Raw genomic sequence first — 19,702 nt, forward strand, 5'->3', positions numbered from 1 at the left:
ACTTATGCACTTGCGAGGACTTTATGGCCCGTTTCGAACTGCAAAAACTCTACATTGACGGCGGCTACAGCGACGCTGGCAGCGATGCCACCTTCGAAGCCATCAACCCGGCTAACGGTGAAGTTCTCGCCCAAGTGCAACGCGCCACCAAGGAAGACGTGGAACGTGCCGTGGTCAGCGCTGAAAAAGGCCAGAAAATCTGGGCCGCCATGACCGCCATGGAGCGTTCGCGCATCCTGCGCCGTGCCGTCGACATCCTGCGCGAGCGCAACGATGAGCTGGCCGCCCTGGAAACCCTGGACACCGGTAAAGCCTTCTCCGAAACCCAATACGTCGACATCGTCACCGGCGCAGACGTGCTGGAATACTACGCAGGCCTGGTGCCAGCCATCGAAGGCGAGCAGATCCCGTTGCGCGACACTTCGTTCGTCTACACCCGCCGCGAGCCGCTGGGCGTAGTAGCCGGTATCGGCGCGTGGAACTACCCGATCCAGATCGCCCTGTGGAAATCCGCACCGGCCCTGGCGGCGGGTAACGCGATGATCTTCAAGCCAAGCGAAGTCACTTCGCTGACCACCCTGAAACTGGCCGAGATCTACACCGAAGCTGGCGTTCCAGCCGGTGTGTTCAACGTGCTGACCGGCAGCGGCCGTGAAGTCGGCACCTGGCTGACCGAGCACCCGCGCATCGAGAAAGTCTCGTTCACCGGCGGCACCGACACCGGCAAGAAAGTTATGGCCAGCGCTTCGAGCTCCTCGCTCAAAGAAGTGACCATGGAACTGGGCGGCAAGTCGCCGCTGATCGTGTTCGAAGATGCCGACCTGGATCGCGCCGCCGACATCGCCATGATGGCCAACTTCTACAGCTCCGGCCAGGTCTGCACCAACGGCACTCGCGTGTTCGTGCCGAAACACCTGCAAGCGGCGTTCGAAGCCAAGATCGTTGAGCGTGTTGCGCGCATTCGTGTTGGCAACCCACAAGACGAAAACACCAACTTCGGCCCGCTGGTCAGCTTCGCCCACATGGAAAGCGTGCTCGGCTACATCGCCAAAGGCAAGGAAGAAGGCGCCCGAGTACTGTGCGGCGGCGACCGACTGACCGACGGCGAATTCGCCAAAGGCGCCTATGTGGCCCCGACTGTGTTCACCGACTGCACCGACGAAATGACCATCGTCCGTGAAGAAATCTTCGGCCCAGTGATGAGCATCCTCACTTACGAGACCGAAGAAGAAGTGATCCGCCGCGCCAACGACACCGATTTCGGCCTGGCCGCAGGTTTGGTGACCAAGGACCTGAACCGCGCCCACCGCGTGATTCATCAGCTGGAAGCGGGTATCTGCTGGATCAACGCCTGGGGCGAGTCCGACGCCAAGATGCCGGTTGGCGGCTACAAGCAGTCGGGCGTTGGCCGTGAGAACGGTATCAGCTCGCTGAACAACTTCACCCGCATCAAATCGGTACAGGTTGAGCTGGGCGACTACGCCTCGGTGTTCTAAATCCGAGCGCTGTACTGCCCAGGCCGCCATCGCGGGCAAGCCCGGCTCCCACATTTTGTGCTGTGTTAACCCAATAAAATGTGGGAGCTGGCTTGCCTGCGATGAGGCCCGACCTGACCATCTCAAAAGAGGGTGCATCCAATGTCCCAAGAATACGATTACATCATTGTGGGTGCCGGCTCCGCCGGTAACACCCTGGCGACCCGTCTGACCGAAGACGAAGGCGTCACCGTCCTGCTGCTGGAAGCCGGCGGCCCGGACTACCGTTTTGACTTCCGTACCCAAATGCCTGCCGCGCTGGCGTTCCCGCTTCAAGGCCGTCGCTACAACTGGGCCTACGAAACCGACCCTGAGCCACACATGGACGGCCGCCGGATGGAATGCGGTCGCGGCAAAGGCCTGGGCGGTTCTTCGCTGATCAACGGCATGTGCTACATCCGTGGCAACGCCATGGACTACGACAACTGGGCAAAACTGCCAGGTCTGGAAAACTGGACCTACCTCGACTGCCTGCCGTACTTCCGTAAAGCCGAAACCCGCGACATCGGCCCCAACGACTACCACGGTGGCGACGGCCCGGTCAGCGTGACCACGCCTAAAGCCGGCAACAACCCGCTGTTCCACGCGATGGTTGAAGCCGGCGTACAGGCCGGTTACCCGCGTACCGACGACCTGAACGGCTACCAGCAAGAAGGCTTCGGCCCGATGGACCGTACCGTCACGCCTAAAGGCCGTCGCGCCAGCACCGCACGCGGTTACCTGGACACGGCCAAGAAGCGCTCGACCCTGACCATCGTCACCCACGCCCTCACCGACAAAGTATTGTTTGAAGGCAAGCGGGCCGTAGGCGTGCGTTACCTGATCGGCGCGGCTGAAGAACGTGTTGAAGCCCGTGCGCGTAAAGAAGTACTGGTGTGCAGCGGTGCAATCGCTTCGCCGCAACTGCTGCAACGCTCCGGTGTGGGCCCGGCCAAACTGCTGGAAAGCCTCGACATCCCGGTGGTCCACGACCTGCCCGGCGTCGGCGAAAACCTGCAGGACCACCTTGAGCTGTACCTGCAATACGCCTGCACTCAGCCAGTGTCGCTGTACCCATCGCTGCTCTGGTACAACCAGCCGGCCATTGGTGCCGAATGGCTGTTCAACGGCACCGGTATCGGCGCCAGCAACCAGTTCGAAGCGGGCGGTTTTATCCGTACCCGTGAAGACTTCGATTGGCCGAACATCCAGTACCACTTCCTGCCGGTCGCGATTAACTACAACGGCAGCAACGGTGTGAAAGAGCACGGTTTCCAGGCGCACATGGGTTCCATGCGTTCGCCGAGCCGTGGCCGCGTGCAATTGAAGTCGAAGAACCCTCGGGACTACCCGAGCATCCTCTTCAACTACATGGCCACCGAGCAGGACTGGCAGGAATTCCGTGACGGCATCCGCCTGACCCGCGAAATCATGCAGCAGCCGGCGCTGGATCAATACCGTGGCCGTGAAATCAGCCCGGGCATTGACGTGCAAACCGATGAGCAGTTGGACAAGTTCATCCGCGAGCACGCCGAAACTGCGTTCCACCCGTCCTGCTCGTGCAAAATGGGCACCGACGAGATGGCTGTAGTGGATGCCGAAGGCCGCGTGCATGGCATGCAGGGGCTGCGTGTTGTGGATGCGTCGATCATGCCGATCATCACCACCGGCAACCTCAACGCGCCGACGATCATGATCGCCGAGAAAATCGCCGACAAGATCCGTGGCCGCAAGCCACTGCCGCGCAGCACTGCCGACTACTACGTGGCAGGCGATGCGCCGGTGCGTGGCAAGCCGATGCGTGAAGTCGGCCCTACTGCGCAGTAACCCGTTGATCGTTCCCACGCTCTGCGTGGGAATGCATCCTGTGACGCTCTGCGTCACGACCTTCAAAAGCGGACGCAGAGCGTCCAAGGCGGCATTCCCACGCAGAGCGTGGGAACGATCACCTATGCTAGCCTCTGGGACTGCGCTGCCCTCAAGGAGGTCCCGATGTTCGACGCCCACCCCACCCTCAAACAACACTTCAGTGCCCTGCGCACCCGCGCCGAATTCTTCTCGTTGCGTTATGTGCGCGAATCCGGCCAGTACCTGTCGGTACGCAAGAACGTCGCCGAGCCGCCACACCTTAGCCACGACGAGGGCGCCATGCTCACCGTGCGCCTCAACGGCGTGGAAGCTTATGCAGCAACCAACGACATTTCCCTCGCCGGCCTGCAAGCAGCCCTTGAGCGCGCCGAACAGCAAGCCCGGCAGATTTCGCCCCATGCCCTGCTCGACTTGCACACACAACAGGTCTCCAGTGACGTGGCCGACTACCTGTCGCCCGACCTCGACCAGCCCTTCCCATCCCTGAGCGACTGCTACCAACTGCTCGGCGATGAATCCGCCAGCGTGCCCAAGGATGAGCGCCTGGTCAGTTGGGAAGTCAGCCTGGGCACCACGCGGGTTGAACAGATCTACCTCAACAGCGCCGGTGCCGAGCTGCGCCAGGCTCAGCGTTTCGTCTTTCCGGGCCTGAGCGTCACCGCCTTCGACGGCAACGACAGCCAGACCCGCACCCTGGGCGGCACCAACTTCGGCCAGCAAGGCAGTGCGAACGTGATTCGCCGCTTCGGCCTGGCCGGCGCCGCCCGCACAGTCGCCGATGAAGCCCTGCAACTGCTGCTCGCGCCGAACACGCCCCACGGCCCGCGTGACCTGCTGCTGATGCCCGACCAGATGATCCTGCAGATCCACGAGTCCATCGGCCACCCGCTGGAACTGGACCGCATCCTGGGCGATGAGCGTAACTACGCCGGCACCAGTTTTGTGAAGGCCAGCGACTTCGGCCACCTGCAATACGGCTCGCCCTTGCTCAACGTGACCTTCGACCCGGACATCCCCGAACAGCTCGCCAGCTATGGGCATGACGACGACGGCACGGCCGCCAGCAAGCAGTTCCTGATTCGCGATGGCCTGCTGCTCAAGCCCTTGGGTGGCGCGCTGTCGCAATTTCGCGCGAACTTGCCAGGCGTGGCCAACAGCCGCGCGTGCGGCTGGAATCGGCCGCCCATCGACCGCATGGCCAACCTCAATATCGAGGCCGGCGACAAGACCCAGGCTGAGCTGGTCAGCGGCATCGAGCACGGCATTCTGATGAGCACCAACCGCTCCTGGTCCATCGATGACGCACGCAATAAATTCCAGTTCGGCTGCGAGTGGGGCCAACTGATCGAAAACGGCGAACTCAAGGGCGTGGTCAAAAACCCCAACTACCGCGCCATCTCCGCGCAGTTCTGGCGCAACCTCAGCGCCGTCGGCGACGCCAGCACCTTCCAGGTGTTGGGCACGCCCAACTGCGGCAAAGGCGAACCCAACCAGGTGATCCGCGTGGGCCACGCTTCACCGGCGTGTGTGTTCAGTGATATCGACGTGTTCGGGGGAGATGCCTGATGAATAACTTCAAGGCACTGGTGGGTTGGCTCAAGCAAGCCGTCACCGACAAGGAACAGTTTCACCTGGGCTACGCTGACGAGTCGTCCGAGTTCGTGCGCTTCAACCACGCCAAGGTGCGTCAAGCGGGCCAGGTGCAACAGGCCAGCCTCAACCTCAAGCTGATCAACGATGGCCGTCACGCCGACCTCGGTATCACCCTTGCCGGTGAGCCGGCGCTGGATCGCCAGCGCCTGGCCGACGGCCTGCAACAACTGCGCGAAACCTTGCCATTGTTGCCGCAGGATCCGTACCTGCTGCTGAACCACAACGCCTGGCAAAACCACAACGAACAACTGCGACCGCTGCCGGAACTGGCCCAGGTGCTGGCAGATATCAGCCAGGCCGCTGAAGGTGTGGACCTGGTGGGCTTCTACGCTGCCGGCCCCATCAGCCGTGGCTTTGCCAGTTCCGACGGCGCGTTCGGCTGGCATCAGGCCAATAGCTTCAACTTCGATTTCAGCCTGTTCCACGCCAACGGCGAAGCGGTGAAAGCCAGCTACGCCGGGCACACCTGGGACAGCGCCGAGTTCACTGAGCGTTTCCAGCGGGCGCGTGAGCAGCTGGAGTTCCTCGGCCGCCCGTTGCACAAGCTGCCTCCCGGCCAGTACCGCGCCTACCTGGCCCCGGCGGCGTTGGAAGAAATCTTCAGCATTGTCACGTGGGGCGGGTTTTCCGCCCAGGCCATCGCCAGCAAAGGCAGTTGCTTGCAAAAGCTCTACACGGGTGAGCAGTCGCTGAGCCCACTGGTGAAGGTCGATGAGCAGATCAGCGGCTCCCTGAGCCAGGCGTTTTCCACCGAAGGCTACCCGCGCAGTGATGTCACGCTGATCAACGCCGGTAAAGCCGAGGGCCAGTTGATCAACTCGCGCAGTGCTGCCGAATATGGCCTGAGCACCAACGGCGCCAGCAGCGACGAGTCGCCCAGCGCCTTGCAGATGGCCGCAGGCAACCTGCCCCAGGCCGATGTCCTCAAGCAATTGGGCACTGGCTTGTACATCAGCAACCTGTGGTATCTGAACTACTCGGACTTGCCGGCGGCACGCCTGACCGGCATGACGCGCTTTGCCACGTTCTGGGTCGAAGATGGTGAGATCATGGCGCCGGTGAGCACCATGCGGTTTGATGACAGTGTCTACAGCCTGCTCGGTTCGCAGCTTGAAGCGCTGACCTCGGAACGGGAACTGCTGCTGTCGGCGAGTACGTACAGCCAGCGCAATACCTCGTCCAACCTGCTGCCGGGGGCGCTGGTCAAGCGCCTGACGCTAACGCTGTAAATACAACGCCCCTGTGGGAGCGGGCTTGTGTGGGAGCTGGCTTGCCTGCGATGCAGTCACCTCGGTGTGTCAGTCACACCGCAGTGATGCCATCGCAGGCGAGCCAGCTCCCACATAGGCCAGCTACCAGACAAGCCAGCTCCCACATAGGCTTGTATTGATTTCAGACACCTCGTTTCATCCCTTCCTACCGCAAAATCCCATCTAACACTTCTCCCCGTGCGGCCTGTTGTCGCCCGCAAAAAACCTCGTTATAACGGTTAGTGGCATCCCGCCACCCACCCCACGAGAGCATGACCTTGCCCGGGAAGGGCAAGCTGGAGCGTTGACATGAACCATGGAAGTTTTGTCATAGAGAAGCTGTTCAAGCACTACAACGTTCATGTTGAGCAGCTAGGAAACGATTCGGAAAAAAAGACTGTCTTGATGGTCAACGGCGCGCTGTCCACCACACGCTCTTTCGCGCGAACCAGTAAATGCCTGGCGGAGCATTTCAATGTGCTGCTGTTCGACCTGCCGTTCTCCGGCTATTCGCGCGAGCACAACACCGACCTCGAGCTTGTGACCAAGGACGACGAGGTGCAAATCCTGCGCGCGCTGGTGGAGCGCTTCGAGGTCAACCATCTGGTGTCGGCCTCCTGGGGCGGTATCTCCACCTTGCTGACCCTGGCCCACAACCCGCCCTCCATCGAAAGCTCGGTGGTGATGGCCCTGGCGCCCAACCTCAACCAGGCGATGCTCGACTACGTGGAGCGCGTGCGCGTGTTGATCGAAGCCGATGACAAATCCGCCGTCGGCCACTTGCTCAATGAGACCGTCGGCAAATACCTGTCGCCGCGCCTCAAGCGCAACAACCATCGGCACCTGTCGAGCATGGCCACCACCGAGTACCGCCAGGCGCGTTTCCATATCCATCAGGTGCTGGCCTTGGGCGATGGTAATTACCTGCCGGCGCTGACCCGGATCGAAACCCCGGTGCACTTCCTCAATGGCGCACTGGATGAATACACGCCGGCGGCCGAGGCCCAGTTGTTCAAGCGCTATGTCGGCCGCAGCAGCTTTGCGGTCGCCGAACACACCGGCCATCTGCTCGACCTGGAGTCGCGCGAAGCGGCCATGTCGGTGCACCGTGCGCTGTTGGATTTCCTGGTGGGAGAGCACGCAACACTGTCGGAATTAGACGAACCGCCAGTGGGAAAAGGGGCGACGGATGGCGCATAATCGCCAACACATAGCCTGCTAATAAAAGGGTTCACATGCCGAATCGCGCCCCTCTCGATGCCAAGACCGCCCGCTGGCTACCCTGGGTGGTAGCGATTGCCTTCTTCATGCAGTCGCTGGACGGGACGATTCTCAACACCGCCCTGCCGGCCATGGCGCGGGACTTGGCGGAAAACCCGCTGCGCATGCAAGGGGTGGTGATCGCCTACATGCTCACCGTCGCCTTGCTGATCCCGGCTTCGGGCTGGGTGGCCGACCGCTTCGGTACCAAAAAAATCTTCTTCGGCGCGATCATGCTGTTCAGCATTGGCTCCTTGCTGTGCGCCTTGTCGAGCACCTTGACCATGCTGGTGGGCGCGCGGGTCATCCAGGGTTTGGGCGGCGCGCTGATGCTGCCGGTCGGGCGGCTGGTGGTCTTGCGTGCTTATCCGCGCTCCGAACTCGTACGTATCATGGGCTTCATCACCATTCCCGGCCTGCTCGGCCCCTTGCTCGGCCCGACCATGGGCGGCTGGATGGTGCAATACCTGACCTGGCACTGGATCTTCCTGATCAACCTGCCTGTGGGCATGGTCGGTTGCTACGCCGTGTGGAAACTCATCCCCGACTTGCGCGGCAGCGAACGCACGCGCTTTGACAGTGTAGGGTTTGTACTGTTTGGCGCGGCGATGGTGCTGATTACCATCGCCATGGAAGGCCTGGGCGAACTGCACCTGCCGCACCTGCGGGTGATGTTGCTGCTGTTCGGCGGGCTCGCCTGCCTGGCCGCGTACTGGCTGCGTGCCGGGCATATCGACAACCCACTGTTCTCGCCGGTACTGTTCAAGACCCGCACCTTTGCCGTGGGCATCCTCGGCAACCTGTTCGCCCGGCTGGGCAGCGGCGCACTGCCGTTTCTGGTGCCGTTGCTGCTGCAGGTGGCACTGGGTTACTCGCCCTCCGAAGCCGGTATGAGCATGTTGCCCCTGGCGGCGGCGGCGATGTTTGCCAAGTCCATCGCCCGGCCACTGATCGAGCGGCTGGGCTATCGCATTGTGCTCACCGGCAACACCCTGGCGCTGGGCATCATGCTGGCCAGCATGGGCCTGGTCAGCGAACACACGCCCTACCCGCTGCTGCTGTGCATGCTGGCGGTGCTGGGCGCAATCAACTCGCTGCAATTTACCGCGATGAACACCGTCACCCTGATCGACCTCGACGACGCCCAGGCCAGCAGCGGCAACAGTTTGCTCTCGGTGGTGGCGCAATTGTCCTTGAGCCTGGGCGTAGCCTGTGCCGGTGCCCTGCTCGGCGGCTTTACTGCCGAAGCGGGCAATGACGGCGTGGAAAGCGTGCTGGGCGCGTTCCAACTGACCTTCCTCACCGTGGGCATCATGGCCATGCTGGCGGCGGCGATCTTCCTGCAACTGTCGCCAAAAGACGGCAAACGGGTGGTCAGCCGCGAGCACGACCTTGAGCATTAACAGGCTTCTCGTCTAGAACTTGCAGGGAAAATCCCACAGGGCTGGTACACTGCGCGACATTTTGTTTTGCAGAGCCAGTCCCGTGACTACCATCGCCACCGCTTTTAATACTTTGCCCCTGTCCGCCGCCATGCTGGCTAACCTCGACTCGCTGGGTTACGTCGAGATGACGCAGATCCAGGCGCAAAGCTTGCCGGTGATCCTCAAGGGGCTGGACCTGATCGCCCAAGCCAAGACCGGCAGCGGCAAGACCGCCGCCTTCGGCATCGGCCTGTTGAACCCGATCAACCCGCGTTACTTCGGCTGCCAGGCACTGGTGATGTGCCCGACGCGTGAGCTGGCCGACCAGGTCGCCAAGGAAATCCGTCGCCTGGCGCGTGCCGAAGACAACATCAAGGTACTGACCCTGTGCGGCGGCGTGTCCCTCGGCCCGCAGATCGCCTCGCTGGAACACGGCGCCCACGTCATCGTCGGCACACCGGGCCGTATCCAGCAGCACCTGCGCAAAGGTTCGCTGGTGCTGGACGGCTTGAACACGCTGATCCTCGACGAAGCCGACCGCATGCTCGACATGGGCTTCTACGACGCCATCGAAGACATCATCAGCAAGACCCCGCCACGCCGCCAAACCCTGCTGTTCTCGGCCACCTACCCGGTGAGCATCAAGCAGCTAGCCTCCAAATTCATGCGTGCGCCGCAGCAGGTGAAGGCCGAAGCCTTCCACTCCGACGACCAGATCGAACAGCGTTTCTACGAGATCTCGCCGGAAGAGCGCATGGACGCGGTGACCAAGGTGCTGGCGCACTTCCGCCCGGCGTCTTGCGTGGCGTTCTGCTTTACCAAGCAGCAAGTGCAGGAAACTGTGGATCACCTGACCGCCAAAGGTATCTCCGCCGTCGGCCTGCATGGCGACCTGGAGCAGCGCGACCGTGACCAGGTACTGGCGATGTTCGCCAACCGCAGCACTTCGGTGCTGGTGGCGACCGACGTCGCCGCCCGTGGCCTGGACATTGACTCCCTGGACATGGTGATCAACGTCGAACTGGCCCGCGACTCGGAAATCCACATCCACCGCGTAGGCCGTACCGGTCGCGCCGGTGAGACCGGTATTGCGATCAGCCTGGTGGCGCCGTCCGAAGCCCACCGTGCCCAAGCCATTGAGCAACTGCAAAAGTCGCCGCTGAACTGGGACCAACTGGACAACCTCAAGCCGCAAAGCGGTGGCCCGTTGCTGCCGCAGATGAGCACGTTGTGCATCGCCGCCGGCCGTAAAGACAAGGTGCGCCCGGGCGACATCCTTGGCGCACTGACCGGTGACGCCGGGATTCCGGGTGCCCAGGTCGGCAAGATCGCGATCTTTGATTTCCAGGCGTTCGTGGCTGTTGAGCGCGGGATCGCCAAGCAGGCGTTGCAGCGTTTGAATGACGGCAAGATCAAAGGCCGCTCGTTGCGCGTGCGGATCCTCTGACCTGATCGTTCCCACGCTCCGCGTGGGAATGCCGCCATGGACGCTCTGCGTCCGCTTTGTGACGCAGAGCGTCACGGGATGCGTTCCCACGCAGAGCGTGGGAACGATCTGATCTGATGAACATGAGGAAACTGTTTTGCGCTCGACCGAAGTTGTGATCATTGGCGCCGGTGCCGCAGGCTTGATGTGCGCGCTGACCGCCGCCGGGCGTGGGCGCAAGGTGATGCTGATCGACCACGCCAACAAGGCCGGCAAAAAGATCCTGATGTCCGGCGGTGGCCGCTGTAATTTCACCAACATGTACACCGAGCCGGCCAACTTCCTCTCGCACAACGCGCATTTCTGCAAGTCGGCCCTGGCCCGCTACACCCAGTGGGATTTCATCGGGCTGGTGGCCAAGCACGGCGTGCCGTACCACGAGAAAAAGCTCGGCCAGCTGTTCTGCGATAACAAGTCCAGCGACATCCTCGGCATGCTGCTCGATGAGTGCATCCAGACCGGCGTGAGCCTGCACCTGGACACCTCCATCGAGGAAATTGCCAAAGTCGACGGCGGCTATCAACTGCAAACCACCTTGGGCGAACTGCGCTGCGAATCCCTGGTGATCGCCACCGGCGGCCTGTCGATTCCGACCCTGGGCGCCACCGGTTTTGGTTACCAGGTGGCCAAGCAGTTTGGCCACGAACTGCTGCCGACCCGCGCAGGCTTGGTGCCGTTCACCATCACCGACCAGCTCAAGGAGTTGTGCGGCGAGTTGTCCGGTACGTCCGTGGATTGCCTGGTGAGCTGCAACGACCAGAGCTTTCGCGAGAACATCTTGTTTACCCACCGTGGCCTCAGTGGCCCGGCGATTTTGCAGATCTCTTCCTACTGGGAGACCGGTGACACGGTTGAAATCAACCTGCTGCCCGACCACGACGCGCACACCTGGCTGCAACAGCAACAGGTCGAGCACCCCAACAGCGAGCTGAAAACCCTGCTGGGTGAGATCTTCACCAAGAAGATGGCCAATCTGTTGGCGCAGATCTGGTTTGTGTCCAAGCCGATGAAGCAATACACCCATGCCGAAGTGGCCGACATCGCGCAAAAGCTGTCGAGCTGGCAGTTGGTACCGGCGGGCACCGAAGGCTATCGCACGGCCGAGGTGACGCTGGGTGGCGTGGACACGCGGGAAGTGTCGTCCAAGACCATGGAGTCGCTGAAAAGCCCGGGCTTGTACTTTATCGGTGAAGTGCTGGATGTGACCGGTCACCTGGGTGGGTTCAACTTCCAGTGGGCATGGGCTTCCGGTTACGCAGCCGCCCAATACGCCTGAAGAATGTACACAGTCAACAGGTGGGAGCTGGCTCGTCGAATCGTCGCACCGCTGCGATAGCGGTGTTGGATTCACCGCCGCTATCGCAGGCAAGCCAGCTCCCACAGTAGTTTCGTGGTGTTCTTAGGATGTTGGCTGGAATAAATTTTGCTGTTACATGTGATCGCCACGCTTGCCGTGGCGTCATTACTGGCTCAATTTAGCGGCATCGTCCCGGAAGACTCCAGACTTCATGTCATCGACCTCGTTCAAGCAGTCCATGCGGCGCCTGTGGGCGCTGGATAAATTCAGTTACAGCGTTCGGGTATTCATCGCCCTCACCGGCAGCATGGCGCTGTGCTGGTATCAAAACGAAATGACCCTGCTGATCCCGCTATTCCTGGGGATTATCGCCAGCGCCCTGGCCGAGACCGATGACAGTTGGCAGGGCCGCCTGAATGCGTTGGCGGTAACGCTGGTGTGTTTCAGTGTTGCCGCGCTGTCGGTTGAACTGCTGTTCCCTTATCCGTGGATCTTCGCCATCGCCCTGGCCCTGGCCAGCTTCTGCCTGACCATGCTCGGCGCGTTGGGCGAACGGTATGGCGCGATTGCTTCAGCGACGTTGATTCTGTCGGTGTACACCATGATCGGCGTGGACCAGCGCGGTGGCGCCGTCACCGACTTCTGGCACGAGCCGTTGCTGCTGGTGGCCGGCGCCGCGTGGTATGGCGCGCTGTCGGTGCTGTGGCAGGCGCTGTTTTCCAACCAGCCGGTGCAGCAAAGCCTGGCGCGGTTGTTTCGGGAGCTGGGGCGTTACCTCAAGCTTAAATCGTCGCTGTTCGAGCCGATCCGCCAACTGGATGTGGAAGCGCGCCGCCTGGAACTGGCCCAGCAAAACGGCCGGGTGGTGGCGGCGCTGAATGCCGCGAAAGAAATCATCCTGCACCGCGTAGGCAATGGCCGCCCCGGCTCAAAAGTCAGCCGTTACCTGAAGCTGTACTTTCTGGCCCAGGATATCCACGAACGCGCCAGCTCGTCCCACTACCCTTACAACGCCCTGGCTGAAGCCTTCTTCCACAGCGACGTGCTGTTCCGCTGCCAGCGCCTGTTGCGCCAGCAAGGCAAGGCCTGCCAGGCCCTGGCCGAATCGATCCAGCTGCGCCAGCCGTTCATTTATGACGACAGCTTCGCTGAAGCCCTGGGCGACCTGAACGCCTCCCTGGAACACCTGCGCATCCAGAGCAACCCGGCCTGGCGTGGCCTGTTGCGCTCGTTGCGTGCGTTGGCCGCCAACCTGTCCACCCTCGACCGCCTGCTCGGCGATGCCAGCAACCCCGACTCCCTGGCCGACGCCACCGACAGCAGCCTGCTGGACCGTGCCCCGCGCAACCTCAAGGAAATGTGGACACGCCTGCGCACGCAACTGACGCCGACGTCACTGCTGTTCCGTCACGCCCTGCGCCTGCCGCTGGCACTGAGTATCGGCTATTGGATGGTGCACTTGATCCACCCGTCCCAAGGCTACTGGATCATCCTCACCACCCTGTTCGTGTGCCAACCCAACTACGGCGCCACGCGGCGCAAGCTGGGCCAGCGGATCATCGGCACCGCCATCGGCCTGACCGTGGCCTGGGCGCTGTTTGATCTGTTCCCAAACCCTTTGGTGCAGTCGATGTTCGCCATCGCCGCAGGCCTGGTGTTCTTTATCAACCGCACCACCCGCTACACCCTGGCCACGGCGGCGATCACCCTGATGGTGCTGTTCTGCTTCAACCAGGTGGGCGACGGTTACGGGCTGTTCCTGCCACGCCTGTTCGATACCTTGCTGGGCAGCTTGATTGCAGGCCTGGCGGTGTTCCTGTTCCTGCCGGACTGGCAAGGTCGGCGCCTGAACAAAGTGCTGGCCAACACCCTGACCTGCAACAGCATTTACCTGCGCCAGATCATGCAGCAATACGCCGCCGGCAAGCGCGACGACCTGGCCTACCGGCTGGCGCGGCGCAATGCGCACAACGCCGACGCGGCGCTGTCGACCACGCTGGCGAATATGCTCATGGAACCTGGGCATTTCCGTAAGGAAGCCGATGTGGGCTTCCGCTTTCTGGTGCTGTCGCACACCTTGCTCAGTTACCTTTCCGGGCTGGGTGCGCATCGGGAGACTCAATTACCGGCCGACGTGCGTGAACATCTGATCGACGGCGCCGGTAACAGCCTGGCGGCGAGTATCGACGAAATCGCCACGGGGCTGGCCAACAAGCAGCCCATCGCGATTCAGAGTGATGCCGAGGAAGCGTTGGCGGCGGACCTGGAGCAGATGCCCGATGAGATCGATGAAGGGCAGCGGCTGGTGCAGACGCAACTGGCGTTGATTTGCCGGCAGTTGGGGCCGTTGCGCACGTTGGCGGCGCATTTGATCAAAGATACCAGCGCAGCGTAGACCGCCATCGCAGGCAAGCCGGCTCCCACCTTTGAAGGTGTTCGCCATTCAAAATGTGGGAGCTGGCTTGCCTGCGATGGGGCCAGCAGAAACACTACATCCCATGCTCCTTCATCAACCGCGCATAACTGCCATCTGCCTTCATCCGCGCAATCTCCCGATCAAAGCTGGCCACGATCTGTTCATGCTCCGGGTTCTTCAGGCTCACCAGAATATGCAGGCTGTTCTCGCTCAACGGCTTGGGTAAAAACTCCACCGCGTTGCGCACCCGTGGCGACTCCCGCGCCAGGTAATAGCGGGCCACAAACTCATCTTCCAGCGTCAGCTTGACGCGTTTGGCCGCGAGCATACGCACCGCCATGGCGAAGTTATGCACCGGCACTTTCTGCAACTGCGCATCCTGGTCGAACGCCGCCGAATAGGCGTAGCCGCGCACCACGGCGATGGGATCGTCGTGCAGTTGCTCCAGGTTCTGATAATCGATGGGGTCGTCGCGGCGCTTGATAAACCGCACGCGATTCATCAGGTATTCGCCGGAAAACTGGCCCAGCTTGGTGCGGGCATCGTCGTACCAGGCGTTGATCAACACGTCATAACGGCCATCGCCCACGCCCATCAGCGCCCGCGCCCATGGCACTTGTTCGAAATCACTGGCATAGCCTGCTCGGGCCAGCGCCGTACTGACAATATCAGTGGCCAGGCCGCCGTTGATCAAGGTCGAATCGGTAAACGGTGGCCATACATCCGCTACCAGTCGCAGGCGCTGCGCCACCGCCGGCTGAGCCAGCAGCAACACTCCTATTAAAGCAACGGCACGAGAAAATCGCGGCATGCTCAAAGTCCTTGGCGGGCAGGCATTGGCCTGATAACAGTAGCTCATCAATGAGCCTGTATTGCAGATTACACAAAGAAGCCTGTGGCGATCGGACTGAATGATGGCAAATTGACGCCATTCACAAAAATGCTCAATTTAGACAGGACGGGCGGCGGCGCTTACTATCGGCCACAGACATTAATAAGGGAAAACGCCATGACGGTTGAATGGGTCTGCAAACATCACGAAGACCTCGGCAAAGAGCAGCTGTACACCATTATGCGTCTGCGCAATGAGGTGTTTGTCGTCGAGCAAAAATGCGTTTATCAAGACCTCGACGGGCAGGATCTTTCGGGCGATACCCACCACTTGATGGCCTGGCAAGATGACGTGCTGGTGGCCTACCTGCGCCTGCTGGACCCGGAATCCCAGGGCGGTGATGTGGTGATTGGCCGGGTGATCGTCGCGCCGGTGGCACGCGGTACCGGCCTGGGGCACCAGATGATGGAAGAAGCCCTCAAGCGCATTGAAGACATCTGGCCGCAGACGCCGATCTATCTGTCAGCCCAGGCGCATTTGCAGGGGTATTACGGCAAGTATGGGTTTGAAGTGGCGGGTGAGGAATACCTGGAGGATGACATTCCCCATATTGGTATGCGGCGCCAGTAAGGACGCCATCGCAGGCAAGCCAGCTCCCACACGTTGAATTGCGAATACTTCAAGTGTGGGAGCTGGCTTGCCTGCGATGAGGCCAGAGCTGCAAGCACCCGGTTCAGGGATAACCCAACACCTGCTTGACCGCCGCAAGGTTCGCCTCGATCCAGCGCCGATCAATCGCGCCCCAGCTACGAATCCGATAACGCCCGGCATGATTGCGCGCACCATCCTCCTGCTCAAACTCACACACAATATCCAGATCAGCCAACGCCGCAATCGTGTCCTGCGCCGTGCGCCGTGGCATCCCGGTGGCGTCGGTGAGTGCCGGCACGCTGCTGGCCTGGCCGCTGTCGATCAGGTAGGCCACATACAGGCGGCGGTAGAAACTGCTTTTGGTCTTGCTCACATCCATGCTCGACGCCTTTTGAAGTTAGGGCTTGCCCTGCAAGTCGCGATACGTGAGGTACACCCGCAGGTCGAACTCCACCTGATGGTAGCCCGGCATCATGTACTCACAGAGTTTATAAAACGCCTTGTTGTGGTCCGATTCCTTGAAGTGCGCCAGCTCGTGCACCACGATCATGCGCAGAAACTCCGGTGCGGCTTCCTTGAACAGCGCCGCAATGCGGATTTCTTTCTTGGCTTTGAGGTTGCCGCCCTGCACCCGTGAAATCGTGGTGTGCAGGCCCAGGGCGCGGTGGGTGAGGTCCAGGCGGTTGTCGAACAGCACTTTGTCGATGGCCGGCGCGTTGCGCAAGTGTTCCTGCTTCAACGCCAGGGCATAGCTGTATAACGCCTTGTCGCTCTGCACGCCGTGGCGCTCGGGGTAGCGTTGCTCCAGGTAGGCGCCCAATTGGTCCTTGGCGATCAATTGGCGCACTTGCTCCTGGAGCGCTGCGGGGTAGGCCTGGAGGTATTTCAGCGCGGTCATGGGGTTCTGCAACAGGGTTTGAAGGCCGCCAGTGTAGCGAATTCACAGCAGACGAGGGTGGGACCAGGCAGCCACTTCCTCCGCCACCAACGGTTGGGCAGCCAACGGCCCCTGAATAAATGCGCAGCCATTGGCCTTGAGCCACGTTGACTGCTCGAGGGTTTCCACACCCTCGGCGATCACCAACACCTCAAAATGTGCGCATAACTGGATGATACTGCGCGCCATTGCCGCGTCCCTTACCGAGCCTGGCAGGCGCGCCACCAGTTGCGGGTCGAGCTTGAGCGTATCGAACTCCAGGTCCCGCAGGTGGGCCAGGGAGCATTGGCCCAGGCCGAAGTCATCCAAGGCAATGCGCACGCCGATCTGGCGCAATAACTTAAGCTGCTTATGGGTCTCTTCCAGGTTACTCATCAGGCTGTCTTCGCTGATTTCCACCTCCAGCTGGCGACCCTGTAAGCCATGCCGCTCGAGTACCTGCTGCAGTTGGCTGGCGAGGTTGGGCATATTGAACTGGCTGGCACTCAAGCTCACGCTCAGCACCAACTCTTGATCGAAGGTGGCTTGCCAGGCTTGGCGCTGGGCAGCGACTTGCTGGTAGATCCAGGCGCTCAACTGGCTGATCAGCCGCGCCTCTTCAAGCAGCGGCAAGAATAAGCCCGGCGGCACATCGCCGACGCTGGGGTGCTGCCAGCGCAGCAGCGCCTCGACACCGCGCAAGCGCCCGTCTTCCAACGAGACCTGGGGCTGGTAGACCAGGGTGAAGTCCTTGTTGTGAATCGCGGTGCGCACGCTGTCTTCCAGCATCAACCGCGAACGGGCGCGGCCGTTCATTTCCTGATCGTAATAGCGATATTGCTGACGGCCCGCGCGCTTGGCTTCGTACATGGCGATATCCGCCGCACGCAACAGGCCGCTCAGGTCGGAGCCGCAGTCCGGGAACGTCGCGATGCCGATGCTGACGCCGAGCATCACCTCCAAACCGTCCACTTGCTGGCACACAGACACTCTTTCGATCAGTTTTTCCGAAATCTTGGCGGCCTGCTCCGGGCACTCCAACTCCAGCAATGCGGTGAACTCATCCCCGCCCATACGCCCGAGAATGTCGCAGGAGCGCAAGCAGGCCTGCATCTGCTCCGAGACCCAGCGCAGCACGCGGTCACCCGCGTCGTGGCCCAACGAGTCATTGACCCGTTTGAAACCGTCCAGGTCCAGATACAGCAACACCAGCGACTGCTCGTTACGCTCGCTGCGCAGCAAGATGTTCTCCACCGCCTGGTGAAAGCCGCGCCGGTTCAACAGCCCCGTCAACGGATCGGTCACGGCCTGGAACTCCAACTGCTGGTGCAGATGGCGTACCTCGGACATGTCCAGCACGGTCACCACCATGGCCTTCTGCTCGGCGGGCAGCGGTGCACAGGACAACGCCACGGGCACCTGCTGACCACGGCCGGTGCGCAAAATCGCGTCGTGCTGACGCCACGTTTCACCCCGGCGGTATGCCTCGTACATCGGGAAACTCAACCACGCGGGCACATGGGGCTTTTGCAGGAAACTCAAGAAGCTCTCGCCCTGCAACTCGGCCATGGTGGCGTTCAGCAAGCGTGAAATAGCCGGGTTGGCGTACTCGATCACACTGCCCTCGCCCACCACCAACAGGCCTTCGGCGGCGTTGTCGAGCACCGAGGCGTTGAAGGCACGCGCCAACTCCAGGTCGTGGCTCAGGCGCTGCAAGGCACGGCGGTTGCGCTGCTGCTCCAGCAGAGCCTGAACCTTGGGCTTGAGGACATGCGGGTCAAAGGGTTTGAACAGATAGTCGATTGCGCCGCTGGCATAGCCTTCCTGCACAGCGGCGGACGATTGGGCGTGGGCCGTGAGAAAGATAATCGGCGTCATGCGTGTGCGCTGGCTGCCACGCATCAGGCGTGCGACTTCAAAGCCATCCATGCCGGGCATGCGTACATCCAGCAAGACCAGGTCGACCTCGTGGGCAAGCAGCAACTCCAAGGCTTCCAGCCCGGAAGCGGCCGTGATCACGTGCCAGTCTTCACGCTGCAAAAGCGCACGCATGCTGATGAGGTTTTCCGGGTAGTCATCGACGACCAAAAGAACCGAACTGCCATCGCCGGGGTGTGGAGCGCAATCCATGCTACGTCTCTTCCTTGAGGGGCTGCACCGGTCACTTCTGCTACAAAAACCGGACAAACACTGAGGGCTCACTCTAGCCCCGCTTTAAAAAAAGCAGAAGTGACGTGGATGCCATCATTGCGCCAAAGCTCAGGAAGCCGACTAACGGTCAAGCCCTACAGCCCACGGCCTGTGGGAAACATGGCTTTTTGGCATTTAGCTGACGCCAATAATTTGCCACAAACTGTTTAACAACCGGACAACCACCGCCTATAAAGAACCTGTACAGCCCTCGGGCTAAAGCCTTCACCCTCTGTAAAAGGCCAACACCATGATCGACCTTTCCACCTGGAACCTCAGCATCCCGGTCGGCTCCCCGCCCACGACCATCGACACCCCCAAGCTGCTGAGCGGCTTCAAGGACCAGTACTTCCAGGCCGAAGGCAGCAACGTGCAATTCTGGACACCCGTGACCGGCACCCGCACCGAAAACGCCATCTACCCACGCAGCGAGTTACGCGAAACCTACGCCGATGGGCGCCTGCGCAACTGGACTTACAACGAAGCCAACAACTTCCTGCGCGCCACCGTGGCCGTCAACCAGGTGCCCTCCAGCGGCAAAGTGGTCATCGGCCAGATCCACGCGTATGACAGCCAGAAACCGCTGATCAAACTGGAGTATCAATTCAAGGAAAAAACCCAGACCGGCAACATCGTCGCCAAGGTGCGCATGCGCCCGGATGATGGTGAGGGGCGCGTGGTCACCGTCGCCTCCAATGTGCCACTCAACAAAAGCTTTACCTACGTGATCAACCTCAATAAAGCCGGGCTGCTCAATGTGTATGCCGCAGATGGCGAATGGAACGAGCGCATAGGCGCCGCGTGGGGTGCGAAACCGCTGTACTTCAAGGCAGGGGTGTATGTGCAGGACAACAGCGGCGACAGCAAGGAAGGCGCACGGGTGACGTTTGCCAAGTTAGATATTGATCACGAGTAGAGCGTGAAAGAAGCCCCGTTAGTAACGG

At 61.2% G+C, this 19,702-nt stretch carries 15 protein-coding genes; 11 read left to right on the forward strand and 4 right to left on the reverse strand.

Annotated features, from left to right (window positions below; translation table 11 throughout):
• Nucleotides 1-23: 23 nt before the first annotated feature.
• The 9 genes from betB (at nt 24) to yccS (ending at nt 14,148) form a co-directional block, all read left to right on the forward strand.
• The gene (betB, locus tag HBO41_RS20605) at nt 24-1,496 is read left to right on the forward strand and encodes a betaine-aldehyde dehydrogenase (RefSeq protein ID WP_017139377.1); all 1,473 of its coding nucleotides are present in this window, start codon (nt 24-26) and stop codon (nt 1,494-1,496) included.
• 141 nt (nt 1,497-1,637) lie between these two features.
• On the forward strand, nt 1,638-3,341 hold the full coding sequence (betA, locus tag HBO41_RS20610) for a choline dehydrogenase (RefSeq protein WP_017139378.1): 1,704 nt from the start codon (nt 1,638-1,640) through the stop codon (nt 3,339-3,341).
• Nucleotides 3,342-3,506: 165 nt separating this feature from the next.
• Nucleotides 3,507-4,949 carry a TldD/PmbA family protein gene (locus tag HBO41_RS20615; protein WP_017139379.1) on the forward strand — a complete coding sequence of 481 codons (1,443 nt, stop codon included), beginning with the start codon at nt 3,507-3,509 and terminating at the stop codon, nt 4,947-4,949.
• Nucleotides 4,949-6,265 carry a TldD/PmbA family protein gene (locus tag HBO41_RS20620; protein ID WP_169987533.1) on the forward strand — a complete coding sequence of 439 codons (1,317 nt, stop codon included), beginning with the start codon at nt 4,949-4,951 and terminating at the stop codon, nt 6,263-6,265. Before HBO41_RS20615 ends, HBO41_RS20620 begins: the two co-directional genes overlap by 1 nt.
• Before the next feature lie 330 nt (nt 6,266-6,595).
• Nucleotides 6,596-7,486, forward strand: a complete 891-nt coding sequence (locus HBO41_RS20625) for an alpha/beta fold hydrolase (protein ID WP_017139381.1) — start codon at nt 6,596-6,598, stop codon at nt 7,484-7,486.
• A gap of 35 nt (nt 7,487-7,521) precedes the next feature.
• Nucleotides 7,522-8,949, forward strand: a complete 1,428-nt coding sequence (gene mdtD, locus HBO41_RS20630) for a multidrug transporter subunit MdtD (protein ID WP_017139382.1) — start codon at nt 7,522-7,524, stop codon at nt 8,947-8,949.
• Between the two features lie 130 nt (nt 8,950-9,079).
• A complete protein-coding gene (gene dbpA / locus HBO41_RS20635) occupies nt 9,080-10,417 on the forward strand; it encodes an ATP-dependent RNA helicase DbpA (RefSeq protein ID WP_232626477.1) in 1,338 nt (445 codons plus the stop codon).
• A gap of 136 nt (nt 10,418-10,553) precedes the next feature.
• Nucleotides 10,554-11,732: an NAD(P)/FAD-dependent oxidoreductase gene (locus HBO41_RS20640; protein ID WP_099550370.1), complete on the forward strand. Its 1,179-nt coding sequence runs from the start codon at nt 10,554-10,556 to the stop codon at nt 11,730-11,732.
• 232 nt (nt 11,733-11,964) lie between these two features.
• A complete protein-coding gene (yccS, locus tag HBO41_RS20645) occupies nt 11,965-14,148 on the forward strand; it encodes a YccS family putative transporter (RefSeq protein WP_138451593.1) in 2,184 nt (727 codons plus the stop codon).
• 94 nt (nt 14,149-14,242) lie between these two features.
• Here yccS and HBO41_RS20650 read toward each other — a convergent pair whose 3' ends face one another.
• Entirely contained in the window at nt 14,243-14,980 is a 738-nt protein-coding gene (locus tag HBO41_RS20650) for an ABC transporter substrate-binding protein (protein WP_017139386.1), read from the reverse strand.
• Nucleotides 14,981-15,178: 198 nt separating this feature from the next.
• Between HBO41_RS20650 and HBO41_RS20655 the strand changes: the two genes are divergently transcribed.
• Nucleotides 15,179-15,631, forward strand: a complete 453-nt coding sequence (locus HBO41_RS20655; RefSeq protein ID WP_017139387.1) for a GNAT family N-acetyltransferase — start codon at nt 15,179-15,181, stop codon at nt 15,629-15,631.
• A 103-nt stretch (nt 15,632-15,734) separates the two neighbouring features.
• Here the strand turns inward: HBO41_RS20655 and HBO41_RS20660 are convergent, their stop codons facing one another.
• The 3 genes from HBO41_RS20660 to HBO41_RS20670 are packed head-to-tail and all read right to left on the reverse strand — an operon-like array spanning nt 15,735 to nt 18,698.
• Nucleotides 15,735-16,031 (reverse strand): helix-turn-helix domain-containing protein, encoded by a 297-nt coding sequence (locus HBO41_RS20660; protein WP_017139388.1) that lies wholly within the window; start codon nt 16,029-16,031, stop codon nt 15,735-15,737.
• 18 nt (nt 16,032-16,049) lie between these two features.
• Nucleotides 16,050-16,550 carry a M48 family metallopeptidase gene (locus tag HBO41_RS20665; protein ID WP_017139389.1) on the reverse strand — a complete coding sequence of 167 codons (501 nt, stop codon included), beginning with the start codon at nt 16,548-16,550 and terminating at the stop codon, nt 16,050-16,052.
• A 42-nt stretch (nt 16,551-16,592) separates the two neighbouring features.
• On the reverse strand, nt 16,593-18,698 hold the full coding sequence (locus HBO41_RS20670; protein WP_169987535.1) for a bifunctional diguanylate cyclase/phosphodiesterase: 2,106 nt from the start codon (nt 18,696-18,698) through the stop codon (nt 16,593-16,595).
• A gap of 310 nt (nt 18,699-19,008) precedes the next feature.
• Here HBO41_RS20670 and HBO41_RS20675 point away from each other — a divergent pair, with 310 nt between their 5' ends.
• Complete coding sequence (locus HBO41_RS20675; protein ID WP_017139391.1) at nt 19,009-19,674, forward strand: polysaccharide lyase family 7 protein; 666 nt, start codon at nt 19,009-19,011, stop codon at nt 19,672-19,674.
• Nucleotides 19,675-19,702 lie beyond the last annotated feature (28 nt).

The sequence above is a fragment of the Pseudomonas sp. WS 5146 genome (genome assembly GCF_012985495.1).
Taxonomy (GTDB): Bacteria; Pseudomonadota; Gammaproteobacteria; order Pseudomonadales; family Pseudomonadaceae; genus Aquipseudomonas; species Aquipseudomonas edaphica.